The organism is Pseudomonas sp. C 49-2 (assembly GCF_003970195.1).
In the GTDB taxonomy this organism is placed as follows: domain Bacteria; phylum Pseudomonadota; class Gammaproteobacteria; order Pseudomonadales; family Pseudomonadaceae; genus Aquipseudomonas; species Aquipseudomonas canadensis.
In genome coordinates, this window is the sequence record NZ_RXYG01000008.1 from 81,234 (window position 1) to 98,515 (window position 17,282).

The following is a 17,282-nucleotide window of genomic DNA, read 5'->3' on the forward strand; positions in this document are numbered from 1 at the left end:
GGAGGCCGTTCATGCAAAGCATCATTTCGCCCAGCCCCCTGGTGGGCGTTGGTCTCTATACGCCCAGTGAAGCGTCCCTCTACACCGGCATTCCTGCCTCAGATATTCGTAGATGGTTGTTTGGCTATCGTGCCAATGGCATTCATCATCCAGGCCTCTGGCAGTCGGAACTCAGGGATGTGAACGATTGCATACTGAGTTTCCACGACCTGCTCGAAATCCGCTTCGTGCACGCATTTCGTCAGCATGGAGTGAGCTTGCAAGCCATTCGCTGCGCCTCTCGGCAAGCCTCTGAACTGTTTGGCCAATCCTATCCATTTACCTGCAAACGCTTCCAAACAGACGGCCGCAACATTTTCGCCACTGTTCTGGATGAAACAGGCGACGAGACACTGCTGGACCTGATCAAAAAACAGTACGCGTTCAAGCAGGTGATCAGCCCATCGTTGTACGAAGGGATCGACTACACCGGCAAGGGCTCTGCCCAGCGCTGGTATCCGATAAAACGCAGCAAGGCAATCGTCCTGGACCCCGCCAGAAATTTCGGGAAACCAGTACTGACGGGGACCGGTATCGACACTGCCGCACTGTTCAGTGCTTATGAGGCGGAAGAACAGGATACGAAACGTGTTGCCCTGCTCTATGAGATCCCCACATCTGCTGTAAAGGCCGCTATCGACTTCGAACAAAGGCATGCGGCTTGAACTTCCTTCTGGACCACAACCTGCCACCTGCGCTAGCGCGAGCCTTGAATGAGCTTTCACACGTCCATGAGCATGGCGTAGTCCCACTCAAGGATAAATTCCCTCAGAGTGCGAGTGACATTTCCTGGATATCAGTGCTTCGCGATGAAGGCGACTGGGTTGTTATCTCTCAAGATCGATTTACCAAAGGGCATGCTGAAAAGCAGGCATTCCGAGACTGCGGGCTGCCCATTTTTTGCCTAGCGAAACATTGGAGCAGCGAGACCTACTGGAATAAAGCTCACAATCTTGTTCGCTGGTGGCCGGCAATCATGAAGCAATCAGCGTTGATAAGGGGAGGCGCCGCGTTCAGCGTGCCGTGGCGTTTTTCTGCGCCGGGTAAATTTGACCAGATAAAGATGTAAAGCCTTCAGCGCAAAACAGTCCCTGTCTGGAATCCCTCCGCACTTCCCATTACCCTGACCCTCTCTATCAGACAACCGGAAGTCCGATACCCGTGTTCAAGCCACTCGCCGCTCTCGCCCTCGCCTGCGCCCCTCTGCTCGCAACCGCCGCCGAACTGGCCGGTGTCTGGACGGGCACCTTGGGCAAATCCGCGATCACCGTCTGTTTCAACGGTGCCCACGGCGCCAATGGCAGTTATTACTACCAACGGATTCTTACGCCCATTCAACTGACCCAAGCCAACGCCAGCGAGCCCTGGGTGGAAGAGGGCCAAACCGGTTTCTGGCAGTTGGACGACCCGCAGGGCGATACGTTGACCGGCACCTGGAGCAAAGCCTTGGGCGGCAAAAGCCTGGTGCTGATGCTAAAACGCGCGGACACGGACAGTTGCGCCAGCGACACCTACAACAACCCGCTGGAGGCGACGCCGCCTGCGGTGAAGGTCGAGAAGAAGACGTTCGCCGAACACGCCTATCAGGTGAAGACCCAAGGCGGGCAGGTCATCCTGAAACTCGAGGGCGACGGGGAAGCCATCGATAAGATCAACCGGGATCTCGCACGCATGGCCATCAATCCAGACGGCCAGACCGATTTTTATAGAGAACGGCGCAACTCATTGGACCAGGGCGGCAGCACCGCGACCAGCGAGATCACGGTGGAACCGTTCTACTGGTCATCACAGTGGATCACCGTGCGTTTCTATCGCTGGTCGGCGGGGTACGGGCGCGGCGGAATCAGTTGGGGCCTGCACAGTTGGAACCTGCAAACCGGTGAAAAGGTCGACCCCTGGACGTGGTTGGGCGGCCATGAGCAATGGGACACGCCCTACTCGGGCCAGGTCAAACTGCCGGCCGCTTTCAGCACCTGGTTGGCCAAGCAGACCACCACGGACGAAGGATGCCCGGCCGTGACCAGCTATTCCTCGTTCGACTTGAGCTTCAACACCCAAGGGCTGCAACTGTCGACACCCGCTCAGGGCGATGGCTGCGATAACGAGCTGAGCTTCACTTGGGAGCAACTGCAGCCCGTGCTGAGCCCGCAAGGTCAAGCCGCATTGCCTAGCTTGATGGCTCCCTGACCCACCTTACAAAAAACCAACACTCGTTCACGAAATATTCAGAAACGCCCACGGATACTAGCCCATTGCAATGACCGTTCCCCCGGACGGTCCTCCTGCCCTGGTAGCCACACTCCATGACGCGCCCTGCTCCCCTGCTGCTCCTGCTTGCTGGTCTGTTGTTCTTCTTTGCCTTGGGCAACCATGAGCTGCAAGGCTCCACCGAAGCCCGCGTCGCCGGAATCGCCATGGCCATGCACCTGGACAATAACTGGGTAGTGCCCCAGTTGTTTCGCGAGCCCTTCCTGGAAAAACCGCCCCTGAGCCTGTGGATAGACGCCGGGGCGATTCGCCTGTTCGGCGGCACCACTTGGGCGGTACGCCTGGCCTCGGCGTTTGCCGGGTTGTTCAGCGTGATGCTGCTTTACACGATGCTGCGCCGGTTCGGACGACCGCAGACGCTGGCGTTCAGCGCCGCGCTGATCCTGGCGACCATGGCCAGCTATTGGAGCAATGCGCGCGGCGTCGGTGAGGATTCGCTGCTCACCCTCGGCGTGACCACCGCGCTGCTGGCGTTCTACCAGGCCGTGCGGCCTGATCGCCAGGGCCCCAGCACAGGCGCCTGGGCACTGTTTACCGCCGGGATGGTGATCGCCACACTCAGTAAAGGCGTGCTGGGCCTGGCCATGCCGGGCATTGTGATTTTTGTGTACCTGGCCAGCACCAGCCTGATGGACAAACGCCTGCAGATTGGCAACTGGCTCAAGCCAGCGCTGTTTACCTTGCTGGCGCTGGTGCCGCTGATGATCTGGCTGGGGTTCCTGTTCCAGCGTGGCGGCATGCAGGCGGTGGCCGAAGTGTTGCTGACCAACAGCGTCGGCCGGTTCAGCGGCTCGTTTGTCGAGGCCGGGCATTACGAGCCGTTCTACTACTACATCGCCAAGCTGCCCGAAGCGTTCCTGCCGTGGAATATCCTGGTGTACCTGGGCCTGTGGCACTTCCGCAAAAGCCTGGTGCGCAACCGCTACCACCTGTTCTTCAGCGTCTGGCTGGTGGCACAGTTCACCCTGCTGACCCTGGCGTCGAGCAAACGCACCGTTTACCTGATGGCACTCGCGCCAGCCGCCGCCGTCTTGGCAGCGGAATATGCGCGGGTGCTGCTGGACTGGCTAAAAACCCACAAACCCGCGCTGCATAAGCATCACAGAACGGTAGTGGGCAGCGTGTTCACCCTGGCCGTGGGGTGCTACCTGATCGCCGCCTTCTGGTTCGCGCCCAAAGCGGATGTGCGCCAGTCGTTCGTACCGGTGATGAGCCAGGTTCAGACGTTGAAAGATGAAGGCAGGGAGGTGGTGCTGTACCGGCCCAACGAGCGCATCGCCGGGGCCAGCGTGTTTTACCTGCAGGCCTATTTACCGATTCTGCAAACCGAGGCCGAGTTGCACAGTTACCTCGGCGCCAAGCCCGGCAACGTTGCGCTGCTGGACCATACCGATGACCTGGCGACCCTGGTGAAGGTGATCAAGCAAATGTCGATCAATCGCCAGCCTTACTACTTCGTGGAGCAGTAAGGCCAGCGCAGGGCATCAGTGCTTGGTGACCTTGTCCAGGTAACCCATGGCAAACGCCGAGATCACAAACGTCATGTGGATGATCACGTACCACATCAAGTGCTGCGGATCGACGTTCTTGGCGTCCATGAAGATGCGCAGCAAGTGGATGGAGGAAATCGCCACGATGGAGGCCGCCACTTTCATCTTCAGCGACGAAGAATCCATGGTGCCCAGCCAGTTGAGCTTTTCCTTGTTTTCATCGATATCCAGCTGCGAGACAAAGTTCTCGTAGCCGGAAATCATCACCATCACCAGCAAGCCACCGACCAGTGCCATGTCGATCAACGACAGCAGCACCAGGATCAGCTCGGACTCGGCCATCGAGAACACGCTCGGCAGCAGGTGAATCACTTCCTGGAAGAATTTCAGCGCCAGCGCCAGCAACCCCAGGGACAAGCCGAAATAAATAGGCGCCAGCAGCCAGCGCGAGGCGTACATAGCATTTTCGATAAAGCGTTCCATTGGATCTCACACAGCTAGGCTAGAAATGGCGGCGAGTATACCAGCCGCTACAAGACACCTGTAACCACGAGAAAACTGACCTGTGCGGCATCTGTAAGAGAATTTTTCTGCTAGTGTCGAGCCCAATAACGACTCCGCTCGATGACGTCGGACAGGAAAAACTCAGATGATGGATGTGCGATCCCCTTTGGCCGGTATCGGCCTGTGCGCGGCATTGCTGCTGGCTGGCGGCTGCTCCCCCAGCGACGAGCAGAAGCAAACCACCCTCGAAGAGAAAACCGCCAAGTTCGAACAATCCCTCGACAGCATCCAGGACCCCAAGCTGCGCGACGCCGTCGCTGACCTGGGAGGGTCGCTGCTGTTGCTGGAGCGGGCGCGGGTCAAGCTCGCCACCAAGCCCATCGAAACCGAATACGGCGACGACACCCTGGCCCTGCTCAAGCACTACCCCACGCCCCAGGCGCTGGTGGACACCTACATCAATGGCCTGTTCGTGCTGCGCAAGACCTCCCATTCCGACTATCTGACGGATTTACAGCCGGTCTTCCCCTTTAACTTCAACGTCCCCGACCAATTCCCCTTCCCCCATGGACTGGAATGGCAATCGGTGACCCTGAGCAACAACAAGGTGATCCCCTTCCAGCCGGAATGGTCGGAAACCGATCCGGGCATCCAACTGAGCCCCAGCAGTTCCAACCTGACCAACCCCGATGACCTGACGGTGACCTACCCGTTCATCGAGGGCATCGAGACGGAAAACAAGAGCCAGCCACAGCCTGTCAGCCTCAAGGGCACAGTTGAAGTGGTCGCGCCGGGCAAGGTGCTGACCTTTGATCTGTCGAAAAAGGACGTGGGCCACAAGCGCACCGAAGGCAACATCACCCTCAACCTGGTCTTGCTGGAAAAAAACTACGCCGAGATCGAGTTGACCAACAGCCAGCCACTGGCATCGGAAGTCGGCGACGAATCGCCTAACCCTCTGCTGGTGCAGGCGCGGGACAGCACCGGGCAGTTCCTCACACGCTCGGGCTCGATCAACGAAAGCAACGCCCAAGTCACGTTCTACGAGAAACAACTGGCCGAAATGCAAAAGCAGAAGGCTTGGACGGAGGCGTTCGAAAAACAGCTGACCGATGAGCAGAAAGCCTTCGAACGCAAGCAGAGCAGCCATTACGCCAAGGTGTACTTCAATGGCGTGATCGACAACCTGCAAGTCAACGTGCTGGATTTTTCCACCGCCACACGCACCCGCAAAGACCTCGACCTGCCAGTGCTGCGCTTCGACAAGAACAGCTTGCAGAAAACCGTGCAGGCCCTGCCAATGCCAGTCACCGTGTATGACGACAGCGCCGCCAACTGGCTCAAAGACGCGAGCATGACCGAGGACCAGCTGAAAAACAGCGTCACCATCAGCCAGTCAGTCGAAGACGCCAGCGCGGCGCACATCGTGTTCGACCACCCATTCACCTTCAATGACGACCTGGTGGGCAGCGAGCGCAACAGCAGTGAATCACCGGTGACCTTCTTCACCGCCGACGAAAAAGGCGAGCGCGGCGAGCCGATCGAGCTGCCGACCGAGGCCTTTGAGCTGAACCCGGCACGCGGCACCCTGACCTATGACCTCAACCTATTCCCGGAAAACCCGGCCTTTGTGGTGGGCTCGATTCCGCTGTTCCTGGCGAACATCGATAAAAACGAGATTGACGCAAGCAAGCTGCCCAAAGGGCTCGAACTCAAAGACAACGCGCTGATCGTCGACCAGAAAGCCTTTCCCGCTGACAGCTGGCGTTTCTACGCCAAGGACGCCAGCGGCAATTACCTCAAGGAAATCCTCGGCGTCAGCCACCGCGCCGAGGAATACGGCACAGCGATGTTTGACGTGCATTACTTCTACGGCCAGCCGACCACCCTGGAAAGCTACCAGCGCACTGACCTGAGCACCGTGCAATATGGCTTCGAGGTCAAGCTGGACAAGCCCGAGAGCAAGTAGCGGTCAGTGGTGGGTGTCACCGTTGAGCTGTCGCAGATGGGCCTGCATGTGCAGGCACCAGATCTGCGGGTCACCCGCCTTCTCGTACCCGTGCTGGGTCAGGCTGTCCACAATGGATTCCAGAATATTTTCCGCCGCGAAGGGCCCGGGGAACGGGCCTTGGGACTTGATGGTGGAAGGTTGTTCACCGGTCATTCCAGCGGCAAACAACAACGTCCACATCCCTTTATCCCCCGCGAGAGGGCGAATGGAACATTCGATACGGGTGACCAGGCCGAAGCACTGGCGGGTAAGGCAAAGGTTGCGCGGCATGGCGGCGACCCTCGGTAGATCGGTATTCAACCTGCGCCTGTGGCGAGGCTGTCTCTATCCAGCGACTCCTGTGGATATCCCTTGAGCACAGAATAGAAGAAAACCACGACAAACCAAGGTTGTAGGGACCAACGGCCATTGGCCCTACAGCTGCGCCAATTTTGTGACGGTTTTGCCCGTAATGTGGTGAGCGGGCTTGCCCCGCGCTGGGCTGCGAAGCAGCCCCAGTGGGACCGGTGCGGTGTGCCAGTGAGATTGAATTGTCTGGTTTTGGGGCTGCTTCGCAGCCCAGCGCGGGGCAAGCCCGCTCACCACAACAAGCGTGCTCACCACCACAGCCCACCAGTCACGACAACTCGCTCAGCCATCAGGTGGGCTTGGCTTCGGCCAGCGCCTGCTGTGCCAACTCCTTCTCCGCTTCCTTGAGGTCTTCCTCGCTGATCATCTCGGCAATCGCGCGCAACCGCTCCACCACGCGCGCGTTCACCGTGCCTTCCGGGAACTGCCCCTCGGCATCCGGCTCACCGGCATCCTCGCCCACCAGCAGGCTCAGCGCCTCATCCGCCTGGCGCACGGCATAGATGTGGAACTGCCCGGCGCGCACGGCCTGCAGCACCTTCTCATCGAGCATCAACGTGGCGACGTTGGCCTGGGGAATGATCGCCCCCTGTTCACCGGTCAAACCGCGCGCTTCACACAGGCGGAAGAAACCTTCGATCTTCTCGTTGACCCCACCCACCGCCTGCACTTCACCAAACTGGTTGATCGAGCCGGTGATGGCAAAGCACTGCTTGAGCGGCGTTTTCGACAAGGCCGAGATCAAGGTGCACGCCTCGCCCAAGGACGCACTGTCGCCGTCCACATAACCGTAGGATTGCTCCAGCGCGATGCTCGCCGAGATCGCCAGCGGGAATTCCTGGGCATACCGGCTGCCCAGGTAACCCGTGAGGATCATCACGCCCTTGGAGTGAATCGGCTGGCCGAGGTTGACCTCCCGCTCGATGTCGACAATGCCGCTGCCACCCGGATACACCGTGGCGGAAATCCGCGCCGGCACGCCGAAGGCCGAGTCACCGACTTCCAGCACCGTCAGCCCATTGCACTTGCCCACCGCCGCACCGGCGGTGTCGATGAGGATGACCCCGGCGAGCATGTCGTCGAGAATCCGCGCCGACACGCGCCCGGTGCGCGTGGCCTTGGCCTTGAGGGCGCGCTCGATATGGCCGGCATCGGTCATCTCGTCGCCCGCCAAGTGGCGAATGAAGTCTGCCTCGCTGACTAACTGGAACAAGTCGCCAATACGCGCCGACAAACGGCCCTGATGCTCGGCCAACCGCGCGCTGTAAGTGGCCAACCGCGCCACTGCATCCGAGGTCAGCGGCGCCATGCCTTCTTCCGAGGTACGGGTTTTGAGCAACTGCGCAAACTGCTCCAGACTTTCGTCGACCATCGGGATGTCTTCGTCGAAGTCCACCAGTACGCGGAACATCTCCTGGAAATCCGGATCGGCGTCCTGCAACGCGTAGTACAACTGGCGCGAACCGATGATGATCACTTTGACCTGCAACGGAATCATCTGCGGGTTGAGGGTCACGGTGGCCAGGCGGCCCAGCTCGCCCAACGGTGATTCCATCTTCAGTTTGCGCGACTGCAGGGAACGCTTGAGCGCGTCCCACACAAACGGTTCGCTGAGCATTTTCTCGGCTTCCAGGATCAGGAAGCCGCCGTTGGCACGGTGCAACGCGCCCGGACGCAACTGGCGATAAGTGGTGTAGAGCGCGCCCTGGTCGGTGCTGTATTCGATGCGGCCGAACAGGTTGTCGTAGGTCGGGTGCGGTTCAAACACCACCGGGGCGCCGCCGTTGACCGGATGCCCTACCACCAGGCTTGGGCAATATTGCTCTTCCAGCAGCTTGCGCGCCTGGGCGTCGGTCTTGGCGTCGTCGACCAATTGCTCGACCACGGTCTTGAGCAGATACACCTGCATGGCTTGCAGGTAACCGCAGACGGCCGCATTTTCCGCGTACTTTTCCGACAGCGGTGCAAGCAAAGGCTGCAGGGCCAGGGTGATGGTTTCTTCGTTGAATTGGCGCAGTTGGTTATTCGACTCACGCTTCCACTGCGGCAGGCTGGCCAGTTCTTCGTTGAGGCGCTCTTCCAGCTCGGAAATGTCCGTGTGGAAACGCTCGCGGTCGGCTTCCGGCAACTGCGAGAACTCGGCCTCGTCGAGCGCCTTGCCGTCGAGCATCGGGGTAAACGCGATGTTGCTACTGTCGCGGTACAGCGCCACGTCCTTTTCCAGGGCCAGGCGTTCGATCACGTCCAAGGCCTTGTCGTAGCGCTGGTTGAAGGCGCGGTCGATGGCGCTTTTGCGCTGTTGATAGGTCGGGTGTTCGAAGACCGCCGGAAAGGTGGCGACGAGGTTGTCGACCAAACCGTTGATGTCGTTGATGAACGCCGCCGCCGCGCCGCCGGGCAATTCCAGGGCGCGCGGTTCGCGAGGTTCATCGAAATTGTTCACATAGACCCAATCCGCCGGGGTCTGCAGGCGCTTGCCTTCGGCTTTCAGGTAGCGTTTGACGAACGAAAAGCGCCCGGTACCGGGCTCACCCATGACAAACACGTTGTAACCGGGGCGTGGCATGGCCACACCGAACTGCAAGGCTTCAACCGCACGTTCCTGGCCAAGCACACCGCGAAAGGGCTCCAAATCATTGGTGGTCGAGAAGCTGAACTGTTCAGCGGAGAAAGGGCGAGTCAGCGCTTCGGGCGCTAGACGCAAGCTGGCAGCAACAGGATCAGGCATCGGGCTTCCTTACATCAGGCGGGGCAGATGACGGCATTCTGGCTCCCGGTCACGCGCTCTGGCAAGGCGCGCTTTCGGGAAAGCATAGACGTGGGAGATGAGCTGCAGAAATATCGCGACATCGCGGATTGTTTTATAAAAATGCACGGAACCCTTGGAACGTGCCTAAACTCCAAACTGCGCGGGTTGGACTAATAACTGGCCCCTAGGGCGCTGCGACGCGCCTGAACCCTTGTCCATTGGTTTGCACACAAAGAGAACAAAGCTATGAAACGGATCCTTCTCGGTACTCTCTTCACCGTCGTCTCCCTCAATGCAATGGCAGAAGCACCAGGTGGCCCGAACTGCGGTTGGGGCAACATGTTGTTCGAAGGCCAGCGCGGCACGCCAGCTCACTTCCTGGCTTCCACCACCAACGGTACTTCGGGTAACGCCACGTTCGGCATGACCTCGGGCACCAACGGCTGTAACACCAACAGCGCCCTGACCTACGGCGGCAAGTCCTGGATTGCCATGAATGGCATGATGAACGAGCTGTCCGAAGACATGGCCAAGGGCAACGGCGAAGCGCTGACCACCTACGCCGTGGTACTGGGCGTGGCACCGGAAGATCGCGAGCACTTCGCGGCCGTGACCCACGAGCACTTCCAGCAGATCTTCAGCAAAGCTGACGTGACCGCTGACGACGTGCACAACAACACCATTGCGGTACTGAAAAGCGATGCCCGTCTGGCGAAATACGCAACCCAGGCTTAAGCTCGATCCGCCCGCGCCTGCTTAAGGCGCGGGTTTTATTTTGGACCCGCCTCCCCTTTGGGTCTCTTTTATATCCGACTTAAGTTGCCCCTATGCTCAAACGCTTTGCCTGGATGGCACTCTTCGCCTGCGCCCCGCTGTATGCGGCTCCGCACCTTGATGATCAACGTTTGCAGCAATTGGCGAATGATCCGTTCTGGCTTTCCCTGGGCCATTACGAAGCCGGCAAGATCAGTGGCTGGCGCAGTTACGTCAGCGACAAAAAGTTCTTCCTCGCGGCCGATGGCGCCCACCACCCGGACGCCGAGCTCAAGGCCACTGTTGATGCGCTCTACGCACCGACCAGCCTGGGTGAAAAACACGCCCAATGCGTTTACCCAGCACGGACCCGCTGGCTCAAGGATCAGTTGCACCTCACTGACCTGCCTGCCGTGGACTGCACAGAATTCAAGCAATGGTTCAAGGACGTCGCCCCCCATAGCGCGGTGATGATCTTCCCAGCGGCCTACCTCAACAGCCCGTCGTCGATGTTCGGCCACACGTTGCTGCGCATCGACCAGGCCGACGTGCAGAGCAACAATACCGCCCTGCTCAGCTACGCGATCAACTTCGGCGCCTACATCGAAGGCTCCGACAACAGCATTCTCTACGCCTGGAAAGGCCTGATGGGCGGTTATCCCGGCCTGTTCGCGCTGGTGCCTTATCAGGAAAAGCTGTCGGAGTACCGCAGCCTTGAGAACCGCGACCTGTGGGAATATCGCCTCAACCTCACTCAAGTCGAGACCGAGCGCATGGTCGAGCACGTGTGGGAGCTCAAACAGATCCAGTTCGATTACTTCTTCTTTGACGAAAACTGCTCCTATCGCCTGCTGGAATTGCTGCAAGTGGCGCGTCCCGGCCTGCGGTTGACCGAACAGTTCCCTCTGACCGCCATCCCGACCGACACGGTCAAGGCGGTTAAAGATGCGGGGTTGGTGGAGAAGATTGATTATCGCCCCTCCCGTGAGCGCGAGCTGCTGGAGCGTGCCAAGCCGCTCGACAGCGACGAGCAACAATGGGTACTGAAGATCAGCGACGACCAGAAACAATTGCAGGAGCCCGCCTTCAAGTCTCTGCCCCGCGAGCGCCAGGCCCTGATCATCGACGCCGCCTACCGCCTCGGCCGCTACCGCGCCAATGGCCTGGAGCGGGACACGGCCCGCTCCCAGCGCAGCTTCGAATTGCTGCGCGCGATCAACCAGAACCCGGCGCCCGACCTCAAGATCACCCCGCCCGGCCTGCCGGAAAACGGCCATGAATCACGCACCTGGCAAGCCGGCATCGGCACCCGTGGCGACAAGGCCTTCGGTGAATACGGCCTGCGCATGGCCTACCACGACCTCAACGACAACGCCGAAGGTTTCCCCCTGGGTGCGCAGATCGAAATCCTGCAGATGAAACTGCGCCAGTACGAAGGCAACCACTGGCAATTGCAGCAGCTGGACCTGGCCACCATCCGCTCCCTGACCCCACGTAACGCGCTGTTGCAGCCGTGGTCATGGCAAGTCACTGGCGGCCTTGAACGTGTACCGGGCAAACACGACGACGAAACCCTGGTCGCCCACGTCAACGGTGGCGCCGGCGGCACCTGGCAACTGAGCGATGACATGCTCGGCTTCGCCCTCGGCACCGTGCGCGTGGAGCACAACAATGACTTCAACGAAGCCATCTCCCCCGCGGCCGGCTTTAACACTGGCGTGCTGTGGAAAAACCCGCTGGGTAACCTGAGCCTGGAAGCCAAGGGTGATTTCTTCACCAATGGCGAAGTGCGCCGTAGCATCAGCCTGAACCAGCAGTGGGAATTGTCGCGCAACCTCGGATTGCGCCTGAGCGCTCAGCGCGAATACAGCCACCTGTCGACGCCGGTAAATGAAGTGATGCTGGAAGTGAAGTGGTACCACTATTGACCACAGGACCTGTAGGAGCCGGCTTGCCGGCGACCGCATCACCTCAGAGCGACTGATACACCGAGGTGCCTGCATCGCCAGCAAGCCAGCTCCTACACAACAACAGTATTCTCACCTCCCTTTCACACCTCCCCGACAAATCCCCTTCTAGACTCTTCCCTATCAGCCGTGAAACGGCCAGGGAGTAAGCCATGTGGCGGTCTGCGGTATTGCTGTGTGCAGTGATGTGGTTGGCCGGCTGCCAATCGACCCATGAAAATTTGCTGGCCAAAGGTTACCCACCGGCCTTTGCCGACGGTTTTGACGATGGCTGCAGCAGCGGTCGCCAGGCGGCTGGCGTTATCAGCGGTGAGTTTCGCAAGAATGTGCCGCGTTATCTGAAAGACCGCGAATACGCTGAAGGCTGGGAAGACGGTTTCCGCCAGTGCAAGGCCATGCGTGAGAACGAAGAGTTGCGTGACTACAAGGACAACCACTGGGATGACCGCGAGCGCGCCTGGGAACAGGAGAAAAACCGCGACGCCGCCAGGGCCTATCGTTCGCAATAGGTCGTTTCCAGACATCCAGCGAAACTAAAGCGCGGCGACCATGGCCCAACTCCAGAGAGGGAGAACGTCATGAGCCGAGCTTTTGTAAATGAGGACAACGCTGCCGCCCAGGCTGATCAGCCGGTGGAGCGTCAGGTCAGTGAGCAGCCCAATCGCCTGACTGCGCAAGGTTTGGCGCAATTGCAGGCCAAGGTTGCGCAGTTGCAGCAGGCTTACAGCCTCGAATCCGCCAAGGGCGATAAACAGCGCCAGGCGGACCTTGAGCGGGATTTGCGCTACTTCAACCAGCGGGTGCAAAGCGCCCAAGTGGTCGCGCCGGCCACCTCCACCGACAAGGTGCAGATCGGCAGTTGGGTGACTTTCGCCAATGAACAGGACGAACAACAACGTATCCAGTTGGTCGGTGAAGACCAGGCCGATGCGAGCGCAGGCCTGATCAACTGGGGTTCGCCCCTGGGCCGCGCCTTACTGGGCGCCCAGGTGGGTGACGAGGTACTGTGGCAGCGCCCCGTCGGCGATCAGTTGATCGAAGTGCTGCGGATTGAGCCCGAGTTTTAGACGATGCCTTGGGCCAGCATCGCGTCGGCGACTTTGACGAAGCCGGCGATGTTCGCGCCTTTCACGTAGTTGATCCGGCCGTTTTCTTCGCCGTAGTGCACGCAGGCATGGTGGATCGACTGCATGATGTTGTGCAGCTTGCTGTCCACTTCACCGGCGTTCCACAGCAGGCGCATGGCGTTCTGCGACATTTCCAGGCCGCTCACGGCGACGCCGCCAGCGTTAGAAGCTTTACCCGGCGCGAACAGGGTGCCCGCCTCGATAAAGATATCCACAGCCTCGAGCGTGGTCGGCATGTTGGCGCCTTCGGCCACGCAGATGCAGCCATTGCGCAGCAAAGCGCGGGCGGCGTCGGCATCGAGTTCGTTCTGGGTCGCGCAGGGCAAGGCGATGTCGCAAGCCAGTTCCCATGGCGTCTGGCCTTTGCGGAATTCCAGGCCGAAACGCTCGGCCAGTTCGCTGATGCGACCGCGCTGGACGTTTTTCAGCTCCAGCAGGGCCGACCATTGCTCTTCGGTCAAACCGCTTTCGGCGTACAGGGTGCCTTCGGAGTCGGACAGGGAAATCACCTTGCCGCCCAGGTCCATGACCTTGCGCGCCGCGTATTGCGCCACGTTGCCGGAGCCTGACACCGCCACGCGCTTGCCCTCAACCCGCTGGTTGTTGCGCTTGAGCATCTCTTCAGCGAAGTACACGCAGCCGAAACCCGTGGCTTCCGGGCGGATCAGGCTGCCGCCGTAGGTCATGCCCTTGCCGGTCAGCACGGAGGTGAACTGGTTGCTCAGACGCTTGTACTGACCGAATAGGAAGCCGATCTCACGGGCGCCCACGCCGATATCGCCGGCCGGCACGTCCACGTCCGCGCCGATGTGGCGATACAGCTCACTCATGAAGGCCTGGCAGAAGCGCATGACTTCAGCGTCGCTCTTGCCTTTGGGGTCGAAGTCCGAGCCGCCTTTGCCGCCGCCCATGGGCAGCGACGTCAGGGAATTCTTGAAGGTCTGCTCGAAGGCGAGGAACTTCAACACGCCCAGGTTCACCGATGGATGGAAGCGCAAGCCGCCTTTGTAGGGGCCGATGGCGCTGTTCATCTGGATACGGAAACCGCGATTGACCTGGACCTTGCCGTGATCATCCACCCACGAAACCCGGAAGGTAATCGCGCGTTCTGGCTCGCAGATGCGCTCCAATATGCCCGAGGTCAGGTAGTGAGGATTGGCTTCCAGAAACGGCCACAGACTGCGTAGGACTTCTTCTACGGCCTGGTGGAATTCCGGCTGGTCCGGGTCGCGTTTCTTGAGACGGGCAAGGAAGGATTCGACGGATTCGATCATGGAAAGTCTCGGCAAATTTTTAGTTGTTAACGGAGATTGAGCCGGACTTTATCAATTCATTCCGCACTGCGACAGGACAAAATGTCGCCTTTGTGAATTTAAATGGTGCGTTTTATATAACTGTATCCAGTTTTAGGGGCTTTTATGCACCCTTTCAGGGATTCATATCAAACCACGCGCACCATCAAATTCCAGGCAAAAAAAGCGGAGCCCGAAGGCTCCGCTCTTTCAAACCACCAACCCGAATCAGGCCAGTTTTTTGTGACGCACACGGTGCGGCTGGGCAGCAGCGTCGCCCAAGCGTTTTTTACGGTCCGCTTCGTACTCGGTGTAGTTACCTTCGAAGAACACCGCTTGGGAGTCGTCTTCGTACGCCAGGATGTGGGTCGCGACGCGGTCAAGGAACCACCGATCGTGAGAGATCACAATGGCAGCGCCCGGGAAGTCCAGCAGGGCTTCTTCCAGGGAACGCAGGGTTTCAACGTCGAGGTCGTTGGACGGTTCGTCGAGCAGCAGGACGTTGCCTCCCTCTTTCAGGGTCAGGGCCAGGTGCAAGCGACCGCGTTCACCACCGGACAGGTCCTTGACGAACTTCTGTTGGTCGCCACCCTTGAAGTTGAAACGGCCGACATAAGTACGCGACGGGATTTCATAGTTGCCGATGCGGATCTGGTCGGAACCGTCGGAAATCTGCTGGAACACGGTCTTGCTGCCATCCAGGTCTTCACGGCTCTGGTCCACACAGGCCAGCTGCACGGTTTCGCCGACTTCGATGGTGCCCGAATCCGGGGTTTCCTTGCCCATCAGCATGCGGAACAGCGTGGATTTACCCGCACCGTTACCACCAATAACGCCGACGATCGCGCCTTTTGGCATGGAGAACGACAGGTTGTCGATCAGCACGCGGTCGCCATAGCCTTTGGAAACGTTCTTGAACTCGATGACCTTGTCGCCCAGGCGCGGACCGGCCGGGATGTAGATCTCGTTGGTTTCCGAACGCTTCTGGAATTCCTGCGACTGCATTTCTTCAAAGCGTTGCAGTCGGGCCTTGGATTTGGACTGGCGGGCCTTGGCGCCTTTGCGCACCCACTCCAGTTCTTCCTTCATGGCTTTTTCATGGGCCGATTGCTGCTTGGATTCGGCGGCCAGACGGTCGGACTTGGCTTCCAGCCAACCGGAGTAGTTGCCCTCGTAAGGGATACCGGCGCCACGGTCGAGCTCGAGGATCCAGCCAGCCACGTTGTCCAGGAAGTACCGGTCGTGCGTGATCGCGACCACGGTGCCTGGGAAGTCGTGAAGGAAATGTTCCAGCCAGGCGACGGAATCGGCGTCCAAGTGGTTGGTCGGTTCGTCGAGCAGCAGCATGTCGGGGGCCGACAGCAGCAGGCGGCACAGGGCCACGCGACGCTTTTCACCACCGGACAGGAATTCGACCTTGGCGTCCCACGCTGGCAGGCGCAGTGCGTCGGCGGCGACTTCCAATTGGCGCTCCAGGTTGTGACCGTCGCCGGCTTGCAGGATGGCTTCGAGTTTGGCCTGTTCGGCGGCCAGTTTGTCGAAGTCGGCATCTTCTTCAGCGTAGGCCGCGTAGACCTCATCCAGGCGCGCCTGGGCGTTCTTGATCACGCTGACGGCTTCTTCAACCACTTCACGCACGGTCTTGGTCGGGTCCAGGATCGGCTCTTGCGGCAGGTAGCCGATGTTCAGTTCTGGCATCGGGCGGGCTTCGCCTTCGAACTCGGTGTCGACGCCGGCCATGATTTTCAACAGGGTGGATTTACCCGAACCGTTGAGGCCGAGCACGCCGATCTTGGCGCCTGGGAAGAAGGACAGCGAAATGTTTTTCAGGATTTCCCGCTTCGGAGGGACAACTTTGCCCAGCCGATGCATGGTGAAGACGTATTGAGCCAAAATGTGGACCTCATAAAAGTAAGAACAGGCCTACGTAGCGTCATGGCGCTGTACATAGTGTTGCGAATCTTCAAGGTTAACCTAAGTGACCGAGCGTATCGAAGCCTATCTGTTAGATTAGCCGGCCAAAACCCTCAGGGGTTCCAGGAGACACCCTTCATGCTTGGCGTCCTATCCGCACTCGGGCTACTGCTATTAATGCCGGGGCCTACCAACACGCTGCTGCTGCGCTCGGGATTACTCGCGGGGTTCCGGCGCGCCTGGCCGCTTAGCCTGCTGGAGTGCCTGGCCTACCTGACGCAGATCTCGTTCTGGGGCTACTTGCTCAGCCATATCGGCGACAACGCGCCCTGGAGCCTGAAGCTCGTGCAGTTCGCTTCGGTCTGCTATTTGATCAGGACTTGCTACCTGCTGTGGCGCCATCCCGACGAAACACTCCACACCGAGGCGGAGGCACGGATTTCCACGCTGAATTTCTTTTTGCTCACGCTGATCAACCCCAAGGGATTACTGATCGTGTCGTTTATCGTCCCGATGCAGACGTTTATCGACTTGACCTTGTACGTGCATTTCGTCGCACAGTTCAGCGCCGTGGTGATACCGGTGGGCTGCGTCTGGGTGCTGCTGGGGGCCCGCATCAAACGAGGCGGGTACGCGTGGTTGACGCCGCACACCATCAACCGCACGGCCTCTGTGGTTATCAGCCTGTTCACGCTGGCGATCCTGACCCGGCTGGCGGACAGCCTGATCCACACCGGCGGCGCCCTCTAGTGCCCGCCAGGCGGGGCTGGCACTTTGCCACAAGTCAAGGCATGCTAGCCGCCCTCCGGGCGTCCGGCTT

15 protein-coding genes are annotated in these 17,282 nt (G+C 59.6%); 10 read left to right on the top strand and 5 right to left on the bottom strand.

Annotated features, from left to right (window positions below; all coding sequences use genetic code 11):
* Positions 1-116 precede the first annotated feature (116 nt).
* The 4 genes from EJ576_RS17095 (at position 117) to EJ576_RS17110 (ending at position 3,776) form a co-directional block, all read left to right on the top strand.
* Complete coding sequence (locus EJ576_RS17095; protein ID WP_178083552.1) at positions 117-704, top strand: DUF433 domain-containing protein; 588 nt, start codon at positions 117-119, stop codon at positions 702-704.
* A complete protein-coding gene (locus EJ576_RS17100) occupies positions 701-1,108 on the top strand; it encodes a hypothetical protein (RefSeq protein ID WP_071493603.1) in 408 nt (135 codons plus the stop codon). The genes EJ576_RS17095 and EJ576_RS17100 overlap by 4 nt, the downstream gene beginning before the upstream one ends.
* A gap of 92 nt (positions 1,109-1,200) precedes the next feature.
* Entirely contained in the window at positions 1,201-2,226 is a 1,026-nt protein-coding gene (locus EJ576_RS17105; RefSeq protein ID WP_122728064.1) for a hypothetical protein, read from the top strand.
* Between the two features lie 116 nt (positions 2,227-2,342).
* Positions 2,343-3,776 (top strand): glycosyltransferase family 39 protein, encoded by a 1,434-nt coding sequence (locus EJ576_RS17110; RefSeq protein ID WP_126570743.1) that lies wholly within the window; start codon positions 2,343-2,345, stop codon positions 3,774-3,776.
* A 15-nt stretch (positions 3,777-3,791) separates the two neighbouring features.
* Here the strand turns inward: EJ576_RS17110 and EJ576_RS17115 are convergent, their stop codons facing one another.
* Entirely contained in the window at positions 3,792-4,280 is a 489-nt protein-coding gene (locus tag EJ576_RS17115; RefSeq protein WP_017253710.1) for a TIGR00645 family protein, read from the bottom strand.
* A 166-nt stretch (positions 4,281-4,446) separates the two neighbouring features.
* Between EJ576_RS17115 and EJ576_RS17120 the strand changes: the two genes are divergently transcribed.
* Positions 4,447-6,270, top strand: a complete 1,824-nt coding sequence (locus EJ576_RS17120) for a hypothetical protein (protein WP_126570744.1) — start codon at positions 4,447-4,449, stop codon at positions 6,268-6,270.
* Between the two features lie 3 nt (positions 6,271-6,273).
* Here the strand turns inward: EJ576_RS17120 and EJ576_RS17125 are convergent, their stop codons facing one another.
* Positions 6,274-6,582, bottom strand: a complete 309-nt coding sequence (locus EJ576_RS17125) for a hypothetical protein (protein ID WP_126570745.1) — start codon at positions 6,580-6,582, stop codon at positions 6,274-6,276.
* A 367-nt stretch (positions 6,583-6,949) separates the two neighbouring features.
* Positions 6,950-9,388, bottom strand: coding sequence for a Lon protease family protein (locus EJ576_RS17130; protein WP_126570746.1), 2,439 nt, complete (start codon positions 9,386-9,388; stop codon positions 6,950-6,952).
* Between the two features lie 267 nt (positions 9,389-9,655).
* On the opposite strand from EJ576_RS17130, the gene EJ576_RS17135 reads away from it, so the two are divergent.
* The 4 genes from EJ576_RS17135 (at position 9,656) to EJ576_RS17150 (ending at position 13,196) form a co-directional block, all read left to right on the top strand.
* On the top strand, positions 9,656-10,144 hold the full coding sequence (locus tag EJ576_RS17135) for a DUF3015 domain-containing protein (RefSeq protein ID WP_016976782.1): 489 nt from the start codon (positions 9,656-9,658) through the stop codon (positions 10,142-10,144).
* Between the two features lie 92 nt (positions 10,145-10,236).
* The gene (locus tag EJ576_RS17140; RefSeq protein ID WP_126570747.1) at positions 10,237-12,090 is read left to right on the top strand and encodes a DUF4105 domain-containing protein; all 1,854 of its coding nucleotides are present in this window, start codon (positions 10,237-10,239) and stop codon (positions 12,088-12,090) included.
* Positions 12,091-12,281: 191 nt separating this feature from the next.
* Positions 12,282-12,638, top strand: a complete 357-nt coding sequence (locus tag EJ576_RS17145; protein ID WP_126570748.1) for a hypothetical protein — start codon at positions 12,282-12,284, stop codon at positions 12,636-12,638.
* A gap of 69 nt (positions 12,639-12,707) precedes the next feature.
* Positions 12,708-13,196, top strand: a complete 489-nt coding sequence (locus EJ576_RS17150) for a GreA/GreB family elongation factor (RefSeq protein WP_126570749.1) — start codon at positions 12,708-12,710, stop codon at positions 13,194-13,196.
* On the opposite strand, the gene gdhA is transcribed toward EJ576_RS17150, so the two are convergent.
* Entirely contained in the window at positions 13,193-14,530 is a 1,338-nt protein-coding gene (gene gdhA, locus EJ576_RS17155) for an NADP-specific glutamate dehydrogenase (RefSeq protein ID WP_126570750.1), read from the bottom strand. The genes EJ576_RS17150 and gdhA overlap by 4 nt on opposite strands.
* A 246-nt stretch (positions 14,531-14,776) precedes the next feature.
* The gene (gene ettA / locus EJ576_RS17160; RefSeq protein ID WP_028618004.1) at positions 14,777-16,441 is read right to left on the bottom strand and encodes an energy-dependent translational throttle protein EttA; all 1,665 of its coding nucleotides are present in this window, start codon (positions 16,439-16,441) and stop codon (positions 14,777-14,779) included.
* 159 nt (positions 16,442-16,600) lie between these two features.
* Here ettA and EJ576_RS17165 point away from each other — a divergent pair, with 159 nt between their 5' ends.
* Positions 16,601-17,212 (top strand): LysE family translocator, encoded by a 612-nt coding sequence (locus tag EJ576_RS17165; protein ID WP_126570751.1) that lies wholly within the window; start codon positions 16,601-16,603, stop codon positions 17,210-17,212.
* Positions 17,213-17,282: the final 70 nt, after the last annotated feature.

Bases quoted from the DNA above. Each gene is read 5' to 3' on its own strand.
- EJ576_RS17145 (WP_126570748.1), top strand. From the start codon at position 12,282: ATGTGGCGGTCTGCGGTATTGCTGTGTGCAGTGATGTGGTTGGCCGGC.
- gdhA (WP_126570750.1), bottom strand. From the start codon at position 14,530: ATGATCGAATCCGTCGAATCCTTCCTTGCCCGTCTCAAGAAACGCGAC.
- EJ576_RS17130 (WP_126570746.1), bottom strand. From the start codon at position 9,388: ATGCCTGATCCTGTTGCTGCCAGCTTGCGTCTAGCGCCCGAAGCGCTG.
- EJ576_RS17125 (WP_126570745.1), bottom strand. From the start codon at position 6,582: ATGCCGCGCAACCTTTGCCTTACCCGCCAGTGCTTCGGCCTGGTCACC.
- EJ576_RS17165 (WP_126570751.1), top strand. From the start codon at position 16,601: ATGCTTGGCGTCCTATCCGCACTCGGGCTACTGCTATTAATGCCGGGG.
- EJ576_RS17110 (WP_126570743.1), top strand. From the start codon at position 2,343: ATGACGCGCCCTGCTCCCCTGCTGCTCCTGCTTGCTGGTCTGTTGTTC.
- EJ576_RS17120 (WP_126570744.1), top strand. From the start codon at position 4,447: ATGATGGATGTGCGATCCCCTTTGGCCGGTATCGGCCTGTGCGCGGCA.
- EJ576_RS17115 (WP_017253710.1), bottom strand. From the start codon at position 4,280: ATGGAACGCTTTATCGAAAATGCTATGTACGCCTCGCGCTGGCTGCTG.
- EJ576_RS17140 (WP_126570747.1), top strand. From the start codon at position 10,237: ATGCTCAAACGCTTTGCCTGGATGGCACTCTTCGCCTGCGCCCCGCTG.
- EJ576_RS17150 (WP_126570749.1), top strand. From the start codon at position 12,708: ATGAGCCGAGCTTTTGTAAATGAGGACAACGCTGCCGCCCAGGCTGAT.
- EJ576_RS17135 (WP_016976782.1), top strand. From the start codon at position 9,656: ATGAAACGGATCCTTCTCGGTACTCTCTTCACCGTCGTCTCCCTCAAT.